The sequence below is a fragment of the Nocardia implantans genome (genome assembly GCF_035544775.1).
Taxonomy (GTDB): Bacteria; Actinomycetota; Actinomycetes; order Mycobacteriales; family Mycobacteriaceae; genus Nocardia; species Nocardia implantans.
This window is the reverse complement of the sequence record NZ_JAYKYQ010000005.1, coordinates 296,592-310,609: the sequence shown is the minus strand read 5'-3', so window position 1 is coordinate 310,609 and position 14,018 is coordinate 296,592. Positions and strand designations below refer to the sequence as shown.

General features: G+C 69.3%; 14 protein-coding genes. 3 read left to right on the top strand and 11 right to left on the bottom strand.

All coding sequences use genetic code 11. The annotated features are described in order from the left end of the window. Positions 1–64: 64 nt before the first annotated feature. Complete coding sequence (gene arc, locus U3653_RS14650; protein ID WP_195080057.1) at positions 65–1,825, bottom strand: proteasome ATPase; 1,761 nt, start codon at positions 1,823–1,825, stop codon at positions 65–67. Between the two features lie 178 nt (positions 1,826–2,003). Between arc and U3653_RS14645 the strand changes: the two genes are divergently transcribed. After that, on the top strand, positions 2,004–2,519 hold the full coding sequence (locus U3653_RS14645; protein ID WP_195080058.1) for a WKL family lipoprotein: 516 nt from the start codon (positions 2,004–2,006) through the stop codon (positions 2,517–2,519). Between the two features lie 42 nt (positions 2,520–2,561). On the opposite strand, the gene U3653_RS14640 is transcribed toward U3653_RS14645, so the two are convergent. After that, positions 2,562–3,395, bottom strand: coding sequence for a tRNA (adenine-N1)-methyltransferase (locus U3653_RS14640; protein ID WP_195080059.1), 834 nt, complete (start codon positions 3,393–3,395; stop codon positions 2,562–2,564). Between the two features lie 75 nt (positions 3,396–3,470). On the opposite strand from U3653_RS14640, the gene U3653_RS14635 reads away from it, so the two are divergent. Then, positions 3,471–4,382 carry a RecB family exonuclease gene (locus U3653_RS14635; protein WP_195080060.1) on the top strand — a complete coding sequence of 304 codons (912 nt, stop codon included), beginning with the start codon at positions 3,471–3,473 and terminating at the stop codon, positions 4,380–4,382. Between the two features lie 124 nt (positions 4,383–4,506). Further along, positions 4,507–4,674 carry a hypothetical protein gene (locus U3653_RS14630; protein ID WP_195080061.1) on the top strand — a complete coding sequence of 56 codons (168 nt, stop codon included), beginning with the start codon at positions 4,507–4,509 and terminating at the stop codon, positions 4,672–4,674. A gap of 94 nt (positions 4,675–4,768) precedes the next feature. Here U3653_RS14630 and U3653_RS14625 read toward each other — a convergent pair whose 3' ends face one another. The 9 genes from U3653_RS14625 to U3653_RS14585 all read right to left on the bottom strand — a co-directional run bounded on the left by U3653_RS14625 (position 4,769) and on the right by U3653_RS14585 (position 13,824). After that, a complete protein-coding gene (locus U3653_RS14625) occupies positions 4,769–5,965 on the bottom strand; it encodes a YeiH family protein (protein WP_195080062.1) in 1,197 nt (398 codons plus the stop codon). Then, positions 5,965–6,099, bottom strand: coding sequence for a hypothetical protein (locus U3653_RS14620; RefSeq protein WP_323123999.1), 135 nt, complete (start codon positions 6,097–6,099; stop codon positions 5,965–5,967). Before U3653_RS14620 ends, U3653_RS14625 begins: the two co-directional genes overlap by 1 nt. Before the next feature lie 113 nt (positions 6,100–6,212). Further along, positions 6,213–7,064, bottom strand: a complete 852-nt coding sequence (gene hisG / locus U3653_RS14615) for an ATP phosphoribosyltransferase (protein WP_195080063.1) — start codon at positions 7,062–7,064, stop codon at positions 6,213–6,215. A 44-nt stretch (positions 7,065–7,108) separates the two neighbouring features. Continuing rightward, entirely contained in the window at positions 7,109–7,390 is a 282-nt protein-coding gene (locus U3653_RS14610; RefSeq protein ID WP_174315390.1) for a phosphoribosyl-ATP diphosphatase, read from the bottom strand. A gap of 100 nt (positions 7,391–7,490) precedes the next feature. Beyond that, positions 7,491–9,305 carry a choline/carnitine O-acyltransferase gene (locus tag U3653_RS14605; protein WP_195080064.1) on the bottom strand — a complete coding sequence of 605 codons (1,815 nt, stop codon included), beginning with the start codon at positions 9,303–9,305 and terminating at the stop codon, positions 7,491–7,493. Then, the gene (locus U3653_RS14600) at positions 9,302–10,054 is read right to left on the bottom strand and encodes a class I SAM-dependent methyltransferase (RefSeq protein ID WP_323123998.1); all 753 of its coding nucleotides are present in this window, start codon (positions 10,052–10,054) and stop codon (positions 9,302–9,304) included. Before U3653_RS14600 ends, U3653_RS14605 begins: the two co-directional genes overlap by 4 nt. 128 nt (positions 10,055–10,182) lie before the next feature. Then, complete coding sequence (locus tag U3653_RS14595) at positions 10,183–11,046, bottom strand: HalD/BesD family halogenase (RefSeq protein ID WP_195080066.1); 864 nt, start codon at positions 11,044–11,046, stop codon at positions 10,183–10,185. Positions 11,047–11,194: 148 nt separating this feature from the next. Beyond that, positions 11,195–11,866 carry an HAD family hydrolase gene (locus U3653_RS14590; RefSeq protein ID WP_323123997.1) on the bottom strand — a complete coding sequence of 224 codons (672 nt, stop codon included), beginning with the start codon at positions 11,864–11,866 and terminating at the stop codon, positions 11,195–11,197. A 140-nt stretch (positions 11,867–12,006) separates the two neighbouring features. Beyond that, positions 12,007–13,824 (bottom strand): serine/threonine-protein kinase, encoded by a 1,818-nt coding sequence (locus U3653_RS14585; protein ID WP_195080067.1) that lies wholly within the window; start codon positions 13,822–13,824, stop codon positions 12,007–12,009. Positions 13,825–14,018 lie beyond the last annotated feature (194 nt).

The window sequence follows — 14,018 nt, the reverse complement described above, 5'->3', positions numbered from 1 at the left end:
CGCACCCGGGCAGCGAAAGGGCCGCGCCTCCGGAGAGACGCGGCCCTTCGTGGCCGGCGCGACCTTACAGGTACTGGCCGGTGTTCGACTCGGTGTCGATGGCGCGGCTGGCGCTGGCGTTCTTGCCGGTGACCAGCGTGCGGATGTAGACGATCCGCTCGCCCTTCTTGCCGGAGATGCGTGCCCAGTCGTCCGGATTCGTCGTGTTGGGCAGATCCTCGTTCTCGGAGAACTCGTCCACGATCGAATCGTAGAGATGCTGGATGCGCAGACCGGGGCTGCCCGTGTCGAGCACCGACTTGATCGCGTACTTCTTGGAGCGGTCCACGATGTTCTGGATCATGGCGCCGGAGTTGAAGTCCTTGAAGTACAGGACCTCCTTGTCACCGTTGGCGTAGGTGACCTCCAGGAAGCGGTTGTCCTCGCTCTCGGCGTACATCCGGTCGACGACGCGTTCGATCATGGCGTTGATGCACAAGACCTTGTCGCCGCCGAACTCGGCCAGATCGTCGTCGTGCAGCGGCAGGTCCTCGGTGAGGTACTTCGAGAAGATGTCCTGCGCCGACTCCGCGTCCGGACGCTCGATCTTGATCTTCACATCCAGGCGGCCCGGCCGCAGGATCGCCGGATCGATCATGTCCTCACGGTTGGAGGCGCCGATCACGATGACGTTCTCCAAGCCCTCGACACCGTCGATCTCCGACAGCAGCTGCGGCACCACCGTGGTCTCGACGTCCGAGGAGACGCCGGAGCCGCGGGTGCGGAAGATCGAGTCCATCTCGTCGAAGAACACGATCACCGGCGTGCCCTCGGAGGCCTTCTCCCTGGCCCGCTGGAAGATGATCCTGATGTGGCGCTCGGTCTCGCCCACGAACTTGTTGAGCAGCTCGGGGCCCTTGATGTTCAGGAAGTACGACTTGGCTTCCTTGGCATCCTCACCGCGCGCCTCGGCGATCTTCTTGGCCAGCGAGTTGGCCACCGCCTTGGCGATGAGCGTCTTACCGCAGCCGGGCGGACCGTAGAGCAGCACGCCCTTCGGCGGACGCAGCGCGTACTCGCGGAACAGGTCCTTGTGCAGGAACGGCAGCTCCACCGCGTCGCGGATCTGCTCGATCTGCCTGCCGAGACCGCCGATGTCGCTGTAGTCGACGTCGGGCACCTCTTCCAGCACGAGATCCTCGACCTCGGCCTTGGGGATGCGCTCGAAGGCGAATCCGGCCTTCGTGTCCACCAGCAGCGAGTCGCCCGGCCGCAGCTTGCGGATGGGGGAATCGGGATCGTCCAGATCGTCCATCTCGGCGACCTTCGCCAGCGGGCCCGCCAGCCACACCACGCGCTCCTCGTCGGCATGGCCGACGACCAGGGCGCGACGCCCGTCGTCGAGGATCTCCCGGAGAGTGCCGATCTCGCCGACCGCGTCGTAGTGCCCGGCCTCGACGACCGTGAGCGCCTCGTTGAGGCGGACGGTCTGACCGTATTCGAGCGTCGAGGTCTCGATGTTCGGTGAACACGTCAACCGCATCTTGCGACCCGAAGTGAACACGTCGACCGTCTGATCGTCGTACACACCGATCAGAATGCCGTATCCGCTCGGCGGCTGACCCAGCCGATCGACCTCCTCGCGGAGCGCGACCAGTTGCTGGCGCGCTTCCTTGAGTGTGTCCATCAGCTTCGTGTTGCGAATGGTCAGCGAATCGATGCGGGCTTCCAATTCCCGTGTGCGATCCGGCGAGTCGGCGAGTTGCCTTCGGAGTGCAGCCGCCTCGGCGCGTACCGCCTCGAGCTCTCTCCAGGCCGCCGAATCCGAATTCTCGATGGGGCTCATGTGCTGCTCCTCCCAGTCCCGGTCTATCAACGCTACCGGGCGCGACCCGTTCTCGCTTTCCGACATGGTTTCGTGGTGATCACATCTGGGCCGCGATCGGCGGCCGGACCACCATGTTAGCCTGCCCTAACCCGACCATGGCGAGCGTGCTCGCCGCCGAGCCGAAAGGTTGCCGACCATGCTCCTTCCCGCGAGAACCTTGCGTCTTTCCCTTGTCACCGCCGCGGCGGCGGTGGCCATTTCCGGCGCGGTGGCGGCGTGCGGCTCCGACGACGACTCCACCGGCGCGGCGAGCTCGGCCACCACCAGCGCCGCCGCGTCGGGTACCCACGATCACTCCGCCCATGCGACCGGTGCGCCGACCGCCGAGACCCTGCAGGCCGTGCTGGTGAAGCTCGCCGATCCGACTGTACCCACCGCGGAGAAGACCGAGCTGATCGTCGACGGTGAGAAGCGCACGGCGAACATCGACCAGATGAACAAGGGCCTGCAGGGTTACGCGCTCACCTTCGCCGTCGCCGACATCACCACCCAGGGCAACACCGCGAACGCGCAGGTGACCATCACCTCCCCGCACGGCTCCGCGCCCGCCGTGCCGCTGAGCTGGGAAAACGTCGACGGCACCTGGAAGCTGTCGGACGCGAGCGGCTGCCTGCTGCTCGGCTTCGCGCAGGCGCCCTGCGTCCCGGCCTGAGTCGGGCCCGGCGGCCACGCCCTTTCGCCCGCCCGGCCGCGCTCAGCCCTTCGACGGCCTGCGCTGCGGCTTGGGCGTGACGGTGCCCTCGGCCAGCCTGCGGGCGCTGACCAGGAAGGCGGTGTGGCCCTGCATGCGATGTTCGGGCCGCACCGCGAGGCCGACCACGTGCCACGGCCGCACCAGCGACTCCCAGGAGCGCGGCTCGGTCCAGCACTCCTGCTCGCGCAGCGCTTCGACCACCTTCGACAGCTGGGTGACGGTGGCGACATAGACGATCAGCACGCCGCCCGGCACCAGCGCCTTGGACACCGCCGGTAGCGCGTCCCACGGCGCGAGCATGTCCAGCACGGCGCGATCGACCGGCTCCCCGGTGTAGCCGGCCACGTCGCCCACGGTCAGCGACCAGTTCGCCGGCCGCTCGCCGAAGAACGTCTCGACGTTGCGGATCGCGTGCTCGGCGTGATCGTCGCGGATCTCGTAGGACACCACCTGCCCCTGCGGACCCACTGCCCGCAGCAGCGAGCAGGTCAGCGCACCGGATCCGGCGCCGGCTTCCAGCACGCGCGCGCCGGGGAACATGTCGCCCTCGTGCACGATCTGCGCGGCGTCCTTCGGATAGATGACCGCGGCGCCGCGCGGCATGGACAGCACGTAGTCGATCAGCAGCGGACGCAGCGCGAGGTAGGGCGTGCCGTTGGTGGAATGCACCACGCTGCCCTCGTCGGCGCCGATCAGGCTGTCGTGCTTGATTCCGCCGCGATGGGTGTGGAATTCCTTGCCCGGCTCCAAGACCACCGTGTACAGGCGCCCTTTGGCATCGGTCAGCTGCACCCGGTCACCGATGGTGAATGGCCCGGTCCGTCTGGCCGTCATGAATCTCCGTCCCGCTCGTTGGGTTCCGTGCTGTCCGGCACCGGAGTGTCGGTGCCGCCGGATAGCCTGCCAGGTATGTGCTCGCCCGTGTCCACGCCCCCTGCCGACGACGCGCGGACCTCCCAGCCCGATGCGACGGCCCGCCGCGCCAGGCCCGCGCTGTCGCCCTCCCGGGCAATGGATTTCAAGCAGTGTCCGCTGAAATACCGGTTCCGCGCGATCGATCGGATACCGGAGCGGCCGTCGGTGCACGCGGTGCGCGGCACGGTGGTGCACGCGGTGCTGGAGGATCTCTACGGGCTGCCCGCCGCCGAGCGGGTGCCCGAGCGCGCCGAGGCCCTGGTGCCGTCGTCCTGGGCGCGGGTGCACGCGCAACAGCCGGAGGTGGCGGAACTGATCGCAGCCGGGCAACTCGAGGCGTTCCTCGACGAGGTGCGCGCACTGGTGCGGCGGTACTACCGGCTGGAGGATCCGACCCGGTTCGATCCGGAATCGCGGGAAGCGCGGGTCGAGGTGGAACTGGCCGACGGCGCGCCGCTGCGCGGATTCGTCGACCGGATCGACATCGCGCCGAACGGTGCCCTGCGCGTCGTGGACTACAAGACCGGCCGAGTACCCGGACCGACGCAAGAGACCAAGGCGCTGTTCCAGCTGAAGTTCTACGCGCTGGTGGTGCTGCGCACCCGCGGCCTCGTGCCCGCCCAGCTACGGCTGATCTACCTGGCCGACGAGCAGATCCTCACCTACGCCCCCGATGAGCAGGAGTTGCTGCGCTTCGAACGCACGCTTTCGGCGCTGTGGGCGGCCATCCTCGAGGCGGGGCGCACCGGGGACTTCCAGCCGAACACCGGCTGGTTGTGCTCCTACTGCGACTACAAGCCACTGTGCCCGGCGTTCGGCGGCACGCCACCGCCCTATCCCGGCTGGCCGCGCGAGGGCGTCACCGAATCCCCGGACGAGACCCTCGCCGAAGCCGTCTCGGACTGACGTTCTAGTGGCCCAGAGCGGTCACAGGAAGTCCGATGAGGTCCCGCGCTCGCCGAGCAGGAGAACCGCCACGATCAGGACCGCGACCAGAACCGCGTCACCCGCGACGATCAACAGATCGCGAATGCGCGTCTACGCCGCGCCGTTCCCGGAGGCACCGTCGTCCGCCGGGGCGCTCGCTCGCAGACCCGGCTCCGCCGCGGCCTTCTGGTCGTCGATCCTGTCCGGCACGACCGACAGCCTTCCCGGTGAGCCCGGTGGTTTCGAACCGACCCGCGAAACCGGCCGGTGAACGTTTCTCCAACGGCGGGCCGCCCGCTACCGGAGTCCAGGAGCGAGCGACACCGCGTGCCCAGGTTTCGGTTGCGTATCCACCGCAGCCGGCTTCAGGCGGTGAAATCGCGGAACAGCAGCACCGAGAGCCCGAGCCCCACCGCGAGATTCACGACCGCGGCCGATCCGAACACCACGACCGGCCGCCAGCCCGCTTCCCGCAGCCCGCGCAGCGAGAACTCCAGGCCGATGGAGACGAACGCGAAGATCAGGAACCAGGTGCGCAGATCGTTGACGATCGCGATGTGCGCCGCGCCGGACTTCTTGTCCACCGCCTGCAGGTACAGCGTGCCGATGATCGATGCGGCGACGAAGCCGAGCACGAACTTCGGGAACCGCTCCCAGAACTGGCGCGGCGACGGCCGCACCGCACCGGGCGTGCGCTCGACACGCAACGTGAAGTACGCGGTCAGCGCGATGGCGACCACGCCGATCAGCGCGTTCTGCGTGGTCTTGACGATCGTGGCGATCTGCAGCGCCTTCTCCCCCGCGATCGCGCCCGAGGCCGCGACCGCCGCCGTGGTGTCTATATTGCCGCCGATCCAGGCGCCCGCGACCTCGTCCGAGAGCCCGAGCACCTCCGCCAGCCAGGGCAGCAGGAAGATCGACGGCAGCGCGAAGACGATCACCAGCGAGGCCGCGTAGGCGATCTGCTCGCGCCGCGCCTGCACCGCGCCCGCCGCGGCGATGGCCGCGCTGACACCGCAGATCGACACCGCCGAGGACAGCAGCGCGCGCAGCTTGTCGTCCAGCCCGAGACGTCCGCCCAGCCACCAGGTGAAACCGAACACGGTGGTGATCAGCAGCAGCGCTTGCAGGATCGACGGGCCCGCCGCGGTGACCAGCACCTTCAGGTTGATCGATGCGCCGAGCAGCACCACGCCGGTCTTGATGAAGAACTCGGTGCGGAAGCCCGCCGAAAGCCGGTCCCGCAGTCCGAGTTTGCTCAGTACGAGATTGCCGAGCAGGCCGAGGGCGATGGCGTACACCGGGAATTCGATCGACTTGGCGACCCGCTGGAACGGGGTGTCCACCGACCACCGCGGGACGTGTGTCTCGAAGTAGCGGGTGAGAGCGCCCAGTACCAGCACGACCGCGACACCGGCGGCGATGGCCGCGATGGTCGGCCGGGACGTCGCCTGCACCACCTCGGTCTCCGACGAGGGCAGCCCGGACGGCGCGTCGGCCGCAGATCGGTTGTCGGCCAGCGTTTCCGGTTCCTTCGCCGCTCCGGCTCCGGTCTCGGCCATCACGGCACCAGCCAATCCGGAATCGCGCCGAGCAGGACCAGCGCGATCAAGACCAGCCCGGCGATCGCCGCCAGCCAGTCCTCGTTCCAGGTGAATGTGCTGCCCGACTGCTCATCGGGTGGTGACTGTGACACGGGGGCTCCTTGCGTTTCCTCATCGAGAGGCCGCACGGTAGCAACACCCGGTCACAGCGCACACCGATTGCGCTCAGCCTGAACGGATCAGGCGGATCGGGCGAATCCGGCGTTCAGAATGCCCGGCAGGAGCGGATGTCCGTGGCCAGGATGGCTTTCGCGCCCAGATCTGCCAGCTTGTCCATCAGCTCGTTGCTCTGCTTGCGCGGAACCATCGCGCGCACCGCCACCCATCCGGTGTCGGCCAGCGGCGCCACGGTCGGCGACTCCAGCCCGGGGGTGATCACGACCGCCTCGTCGAGCAGGTTCTTCGGGCAGTCGTAGTCGAGCATGACGTACTGCTGGGCGAACACCACGCCCTGGATCCTGGCGACGAGCTGATTGCGCGCCCGGTCGCCGCGATCGGCGTCCTCGCGCTCGACCAGCACGCCCTCGGAGTCGCACAGCGATTCACCGAACGCGACCAGGTTGTGCTGGCGCAGCGTGCGCCCCGAGCCGACCACGTCGGCGATGGCGTCGGCGACGCCGAGCTGGATGGAGATCTCCACCGCGCCGTCGAGGCGGATCACCTCGGCCTCGATGCCGCGGCGGCGCAGATCAGCGAGCACCAGGTTCGGGTAGGACGTCGCGATGCGCTTGTCACGCAGGTCGTCGACCTTCCATTCGCGTCCGGCCGGGGCCGCGTAGCGGAAGGTGGAGCGGCCGAAGCCGAGCGCGAGCCGTTCCTGCACCGGCGCGCCGGAGTCGAGGGCCAGATCACGTCCGGTGATGCCGAGATCCAGTTCGCCGGAACCGACGTAGATCGCGATGTCCTTGGGCCGCAGGAAGAAGAACTCGACCTGATTGGCCGGGTCCAGCACGGTGAGGTCGCGCGAATCGGTGCGCTTGCGGTATCCCGCCTCCGCGAGGATCGAGACGGCGGATTCGGAGAGGGCGCCTTTGTTGGGGACTGCGACGCGCAGCATGGAGGGAGTCCTTTCGGGAGGTGTAACGGGTGTCGGACGTGCCGTCACAGATGTCGGTACACGTCCTCGAGCTTCAGCCCGCGACCCACCATCAGCACCTGCACCCAATACAGCAGCTGGGAGATCTCCTCGGCGAGCGACTCGTCGCTCTCGTGTTCGGCGGCCAGCCACACCTCGCCGGCCTCTTCGAGCACCTTCTTACCCTGGGTATGCACGCCTGCGTCCAGCGCGGCAACGGTTCCGGACCCCTCGGGGCGGTTGACCGCACGATCCTGCAGCTCGGCGAACAGGGATTCGAAGTTCTTCACGATGAGCCATTGTTTCAGACCCGGATGCGGGCCTGTTGCTCCGGCCCACGAAGGCCGGTGAAGGCAACCGCCCGGTGCGCCCGCCCCTTGCCGTGGCGGGCGCACCGGGCGGAGAACGCTAGTTTCCGGCGAGCAGCGCCTGCAGATCGGCGACGGCCGTGCGGAGGTGGTCGGCGAAGGCGTACATCTGGTCGGCGACCGGTTTCGGGGTGGCGAGGTAGAGATTCCAGCGGTCCGGCAGCAGGACGTAGGCGATGCCGATGCAGCGGGAGCTGGTGGAGCCGAAGCCGAAGTAACGGATGTTGACCGACGGCGCCGAGCTGGTGCTCAGGTAGTCGTCCCGCATGATCGTCCAGCCGGGGCTGTCGTAGAGCGGGATCGGGTCGGTGACGCCCAGTTCCGCGCCGCGGCGCCGCTGGATCCACTGCAACTCCCACAGGTGCTGCTCGGGTGCGTCCCCGGCCTGGCACTGCTTGGCCCGCTCCACGTGCGCGGCCGCGGCGGTGCGCGCCGCGGCGAGCTTCGCCTCGGCGCTCGCGTCCTGGTCCTGCATCGCGTCCACGAAGGCGATCATCTCCGGGGTGATCACCCGCATGGCCTCGGTGCGGCCGTTGCGGTACTGCCTGGTGGCGATGGACTCGTAGGTCGCGCCGGTGAGCCCCTTGCTGCGCCGGTGGGCCAACTGGTAGCTCAGCTGCGCGAACGCGTCCGGCGAGATGCCCAGCTGCTTGGCCTTGGCGGTGCCGAAATCCGGGAACGACACCGTCTGGGTGGCGTTCGCCGCCGCGTACTGGGCGAAGGCCGCGCCCGCCGCGGCGATATCGCTGCGCTGTGCCTCGTCCAGCACGAACTCGACCGCCTCCACCGCGGGCAGCCCCTGCGCCTGCGCGCCGGAGTGGGCGGCGTGCTCCTGCACCGTGGTCTCCAGCAGGGTGTCCACGAACGACAGGATGGTGGTGCCGTCCAGCCCGCAGTGCTCGACGTTGATGCCGGCCTGTCCGTCGGCGAAGACGATGAAGGACACCGACTTGTCGAACCACCGGTTCGCGCTGTCGCCGTGCAGCAGCTCGTCGCAGGCGTGCAGCTCGTCGCGCGGAGCGAAGTCCTCCAGGCAGACGGCGAACAGCGCGGTCTCGATGGTGTCCAGCGCCGCCGCGTTCGCCGGCTCGGCCAGCAGCCGCTGCCTGCTCTGCGCCCATTCCGCGCGAGCCTTGGTGGTGAGGTGCCCCACGGCGGTGTCGGTGCGTGCCGGGCGCGCGCCAGCCTTCAGCACCGCGCGCAGCCCGTCGGCGAGATCCTCCGGCGAGTACGGCGCTCCGTCCGGACCGATCACGTCCATCCGGAACGTGCTGCCGTGGAAGAACACCACGATGTGCCGGGCCTGCGACGGGCCCGGCCATTCCGCGCTGTAGGGCACGCGCACCGTGTCCTGCTCCACGCCGGGGATCCTGGTCTCGGAGAACAGGTACTTGTTCTGCCACATGGACAGTTGCTGCCCGCGCTGGGTCACCGGCGGGATGGCCTCCCGGTCGAGCGCCAGCTTGTAGTCGACGGCGGCGGAGATGATGCCCGCCGCACGGTCCACCTGGGTCGCGGCGGTGGACGCGGCCAGTGGGGTGTCGTCCTGGAACAGGAAGAAGAAGTTCGCGTTCAGGGCGATCCGGTCGCGCCTGCCCAGATACCGCGACGGCCAGAACAGGTCGAGCCAGCTGCCGACGCCGGGCGTCGCGTCGTACTCCGCGAGCGCCGCGTGCAGCGTGCGCCCCGGCCCGTCGGGCCGCAGCAGGTCGTCGACCGCGGCCCGGGTGGCGGCGATCTCGTCGGCGGTCAGCAGCGGCTCGCACCACTGCAGGAACCGGCTACAGCTGTCCTCCAGCGTCGGCAGGGGCACCCGGGGTAGGTGGTCGTCGGCGGCGAAGGTGCGTTCGGTCAATGCGAGTCCTCGGTGTCGGCGTGATGTTTCGGCAGCGGCCTGGAGACATACAGGTTGGCATACAGCCAGCCCTGATCTTCCCGGCCGGTCGTGTCGATCCCGTTGGCGGACAGGGTGTTCAGCACCTGCGCCTGTTCGGCCGCGGAGGCGAACCGGCGTTGCTGGTACAACCCCGGCGCCTGCTCGGTCCGGTAGCCGAGCGCGGCGAGTTCCGCCTCGATCGGTGCGAAGTCGAACATGCGCAGTACGAAGTGTGCCATCCACGGCCGCCTGCGCGGGTGCGCGGTGGCCACTCGGGTCAAAGTCTTCTCGGTGATGTAGCCGACGCAACCGGTGGAGACGACCAGATCGGCGGTCGCCAGCAGGGCGCGCTGCTCGTCGGTCGGTTCGCCGGACTCCAGGTCGGCGTGTACCGCCTCGTGCAGGAGCCCGGCCTCGCGCGCGTACTCGAGGGCCGGGCGCGCGGCGTCCATCCCGATGAAGCGGACGTCCTCGGCCTCGGCCCGCGCCGCGACGCGGGCTCGATCGCGCCGGATCAGATCGGCGCGGTCGGCGTCCGCGGCGGCGTAGTGCTCGGCCAGCTCGCCGATGGTGGTGTCCAGACGCAGCAGCGCGGCGTTGACGCCGTAGGAGCACCCGAGATCGAGCACGGTCGGCACGCCGACCCGGGCGGAGGCGCGGAACTCCCGGATCTGCTGCTGGAAGAGCGGTTTCGCCAGTTCCGGAATGCGGTAGTCCAGTTCGGACATGCGCGTGTAGTAAGCGCGTGGATCCGGGCGGACGTAGATATCGTCGAAAGACGCTTTCCCGGTGGTGTCTAACGGCACTGGCACTGTCGGTCCTCTCGGGTCGAGCTCGGTCAGTCGAGCCGTTCGGCTCAGTCGAGCAGTCGATCGCCCCGGACGGCGTCGGCCGCGGCGGCTAGGTGGTCGGGTAGCACGCGGCCGAACAACTGCCGGGTGCGTTCCACCGTGCCGACCATCCCGGGACGATCGGTGTAGGCGAAAATGGCCGAATGGCGCTGGCGCGCACCGCCGACGGGTGAGACGCGGTGCAACGAGAAGCGACCCTGGAACAGCTGCAGGTCGCCCGGACGCAGTTCGAGCCGCTGGACGAATCGTTCGCCGGTGCCGGTGAGCACGGCGCGGACGTCGTCGAGATGTTCCGCCTCGGGTGTGCGGATATTGGGGCAGTACTCGAAGACGCCACCGTCCTCGGCGGGCTGGGTGAGCATCGAGACGGTGAATTCGTTGGTGTCGAAATGCCAGGGATGCGACATTCCCGGCGCGACGACGTTGAGGCACAGTCCCGCCAGGGGATCGGCGAACTCGTGCAGTTCGGACAGGCCGAAGCAGTCGGCGACGAAGCGCTGGAACAGTTCGTCGGTGTAGAGCCGGTGGATCAGCGCGTCGGCGGGAATGCGGTCGCGGGGGACGAAGGCGTTGCCCCGTTCCAGCACGATCCGGCCGGGGTGGTCCTGCGGCAGGTCGGCGTCCAGGGGAATGTTGTAGGCGTTGACCCGCTCGACCTCGTAGTGCGCGTGCGGGGCCATCAGCTCGCCCTGCGCCCGCAGGGTTTCGGTCAGTTCGGGACGGATGAATCCACGTAGCACCGTGCAACCGGTCTCGGCCAGCTCGGCACGGGCGCGCCGGATCGCTTCCCGCAGCGCGGGTCCTTCCGGGTCCGCCAGGGGATATTGTGCGGTATCAACGATCTCGTCGAGGACGCCCAACGCTGCCATGGCGTCATTTTGGTGGAGCGCTCGCCGACACGCCCGGGATTCGGCGAGATTGCCGGTGATCACGGTCACACCTATCATCTGCGCGCACACCCGTTGCGGCACAGTAACTCTCGACGAACTCAGGGGGCGGCGCGATCACCCTGTCGACTCAACCCCGCACGCGCAGAGCGTGTTCGAGATCCGCGACGGTCAGTCCGATCAGCGAATCCCGGAACACCCGCCGCGGCGCGTCCGGCACGGGGATCTCGCACGGGACGACCAGCACGGCGCAACCCGCCGCCTGCGCCGCACGCGCACCGGTCGGCGAATCCTCCACCGCCACACACTGCCTCGGATCGAGCCCGAGCAGCCCGGCGGCGCGCAGGTAGACGTCCGGCTCCGGCTTGCCGTGCGCCACCTCGTCGCCGCAGACCGAGACGTCGAAGAAGTCACGCCCCAGCGTGTCCAGACCGAACTCCGTGAGCGACCGCTTGGTATTGGTGACGAGCGCGCTGGACAACCCCGCGGCACGCACCATGGCGAGCGCGTCTTTCGCACCCGGCCGCCACGGGATGGGGCCGGTCATCAATTCGGTCACCCGCCGCTCCAGGAACTTCCCCGCCGCACGCAGCGAATCGGGGGTCGGCTCGATGCCGAGACCGGTGAACATGATCCGCAGCGCGTTCGGGCCGGACGCCCCGATCAGCGCGTGCCGGATCGCGTCGGTCATCTCGTGGCCGTGCTCGCGCGCCAGCTCCCGCACCGCGACGTCCCAGAGCTTCTCCGAGTCGAGCAGCGTGCCGTCCATGTCCCAGAGCACTCCAGCCAGTCGCGCTGTCACGTTTCGGTCCTTCTCCTAGATCATGTCCACGGTTACGGGCACGGCTCGGCCCCGGCCGCCGAAGCGGCCGGACGAACGTACCGAACCCGTGCCATCGGAGGTCTGCCACCGGGCACCCGGCCGACCTCTGGACTTCACCCCTAGGTGCCCGATGCGGCGATCTGCAGTTTGGCACTGTCGCCGACGACCTCGATCCAGCGGTTCTCGGAGGTCGTCGTGCCGTTCTTCAGGGTATAGGTCAGCGCGACCACCGCCCGGTTCGCACCGTTCTGCGTGACCGAGCCCACGCGCACCGACCGAATCGTGCCCCAGAAGTTCACGTAGGAGTCGTAACCGGTCTGCGCCTGGTATCCGGGTGCGAGCTGGGTCCACGCGCCGGACACGTTGGCGGGCAGCATGCCGTAGTAGCCCTGGATGAACGAGGCGATCCGGTCGGATGTCGGCGCGGACGGGGTGGTCGTCGCGGTGGCGGTCGGGCCGGTCGTGGTCGGGGCCGGGCTGGAGGTGGTGGGCTGCGGCGTGCTGCTGGGCGGCGGAGTGGTGGTGTTCGGGACAGGGTTCGTCGTCGGCGCCGGCGCGGTGGCTCCCGGGGCCGGCGGAGGCGGTGGGACGCCCACGGACGTGGCCGCGGGCCCCGGCACGGCCCCGGAGGTGGGCGCTGGGGAAGCCGAAGCCTGCGGCGGGGTTTGGGCGGGAGCTTGTGCCGGGGCCTGTCGTGGCTCCGGGCCGGCCGCGCCGGACGGTGCCACCGTGTTCTCGGGCGCCACGGCAGCCGGAGGCGCCACCGAGGACGTCGGCGCGGCGTCACCCTCGCCGTCCGCTCTGGTCAGCGTCGCGATGACGGCGACCAGGATCAGCACCGCGACCACCGCGGCGGCTTCCACGGCGATCAGCCGGCCGCGCTGCCGGACGCGCAGAACGCCCGGCAACGTCGCCACCAGCCCGGCCGCTCGCTTAGGCGCCGGCGGTGGCGTAACGGGTTGCGGCGCGGACCTACCCGGCACGACCGCGGTGACTCCGGTCTCGTCCGGCCGCTCCGGCGAAACCGTGGCGGCTCGGTTCGGCAGGATGGTCGTCGCGGCGGCAGCCGTTCCCGGCGCGGGGATCACCTTCGTCACCGGCGCGGGCACCTGGGGATCCCGTCCCGCCGCAACGGCTTCCAGGGCCTCTTTCGCCTCGCGCATGGTCGGACGGTCGGCGACGGACGGGGCGAGCAGGTACATCAGCACCGGCCCCAGCGCGCCCGCGCCCTCCGGCGCCGGGATCTCGGCCTGCGCGACCGCGTGCAGCAGGGCGAGCGGGTTGTCCCCCTCACCGAAGGGCGGGGTGCCCTGCACCGCCGCGTACAGCGTGGAACCGAGCGCGAAGACGTCCGACGCCGGTTCCGGGTCCTCGCCGCGGGCGACCTCGGGTGAGAGATAGGCCGGTGTCCCGGCGAGGAAGCCGGTGGCCGTGACCGTCACGTCGCCGACCGCCCTGGAGATGCCGAAATCGGTGATCTTGACCGTGCCGTCGTCGGCGACCAGCAGGTTCGCCGGCTTCACGTCCCGGTGCATGATCCCCGCGTCGTGCGCGGCGGCCAAGGCGCTCGCCGCCTGCGCGCCGATCCGCGCGACCTCGAGCGGCGGCAGCGTGCGATCGCCCGACAGTTTGGTCGCCAGGCTCGGCGCGTCCATGTACTCCATGACCAGCCAGGGCTGGCCGTCGTCCTCGGCCACGTCGAACACGGTGATGGCGTTCGGGTGGTGCAGCCGCGCGGCGATCCGCCCTTCCCGCATCGCACGCCGTTTCGCCTCCAGCGCAGCCGATCCGGTGAGTCCTGGACCGAGCAGCACCTGTTTGACCGCGACGGTGCGCTGCAGCCGGACGTCGGTGGCCCGCCAGACCACACCCATGGCGCCGGTGCCGATCGGATCCGTGAGCCGATACCGTCCCGCGATCAGTCGATCCGCCGTCATGGTGGTGTGCCTCTCCTACTTGCGCGCCTAGCCGTTCCGCACTCCACGCGCAAGCCGGGAGGGACTCCGAAAGCGTACGCGCCGAGGTGCTTTGCACCACTGAGCAGTGACGCGAACGCATCCGCCGACTGCCCCGGATGCAGTTACAACGCCTTCGACAATGGCACATCCACCCGACAGACATCCACCTCCCC

Excerpts from the sequence above, each read along its gene's own strand:
- arc (WP_195080057.1), bottom strand. The coding sequence starts at position 1,825 with ATGAGCCCCATCGAGAATTCGGATTCGGCGGCCTGGAGAGAGCTCGAG.
- U3653_RS14645 (WP_195080058.1), top strand. The coding sequence starts at position 2,004 with ATGCTCCTTCCCGCGAGAACCTTGCGTCTTTCCCTTGTCACCGCCGCG.
- U3653_RS14640 (WP_195080059.1), bottom strand. The coding sequence starts at position 3,395 with ATGACGGCCAGACGGACCGGGCCATTCACCATCGGTGACCGGGTGCAG.
- U3653_RS14635 (WP_195080060.1), top strand. The coding sequence starts at position 3,471 with ATGTGCTCGCCCGTGTCCACGCCCCCTGCCGACGACGCGCGGACCTCC.
- U3653_RS14630 (WP_195080061.1), top strand. The coding sequence starts at position 4,507 with ATGCGCGTCTACGCCGCGCCGTTCCCGGAGGCACCGTCGTCCGCCGGG.
- U3653_RS14625 (WP_195080062.1), bottom strand. The coding sequence starts at position 5,965 with ATGGCCGAGACCGGAGCCGGAGCGGCGAAGGAACCGGAAACGCTGGCC.
- hisG (WP_195080063.1), bottom strand. The coding sequence starts at position 7,064 with ATGCTGCGCGTCGCAGTCCCCAACAAAGGCGCCCTCTCCGAATCCGCC.
- U3653_RS14600 (WP_323123998.1), bottom strand. The coding sequence starts at position 10,054 with ATGTCCGAACTGGACTACCGCATTCCGGAACTGGCGAAACCGCTCTTC.
- U3653_RS14595 (WP_195080066.1), bottom strand. The coding sequence starts at position 11,046 with ATGGCAGCGTTGGGCGTCCTCGACGAGATCGTTGATACCGCACAATAT.
- U3653_RS14585 (WP_195080067.1), bottom strand. The coding sequence starts at position 13,824 with ATGACGGCGGATCGACTGATCGCGGGACGGTATCGGCTCACGGATCCG.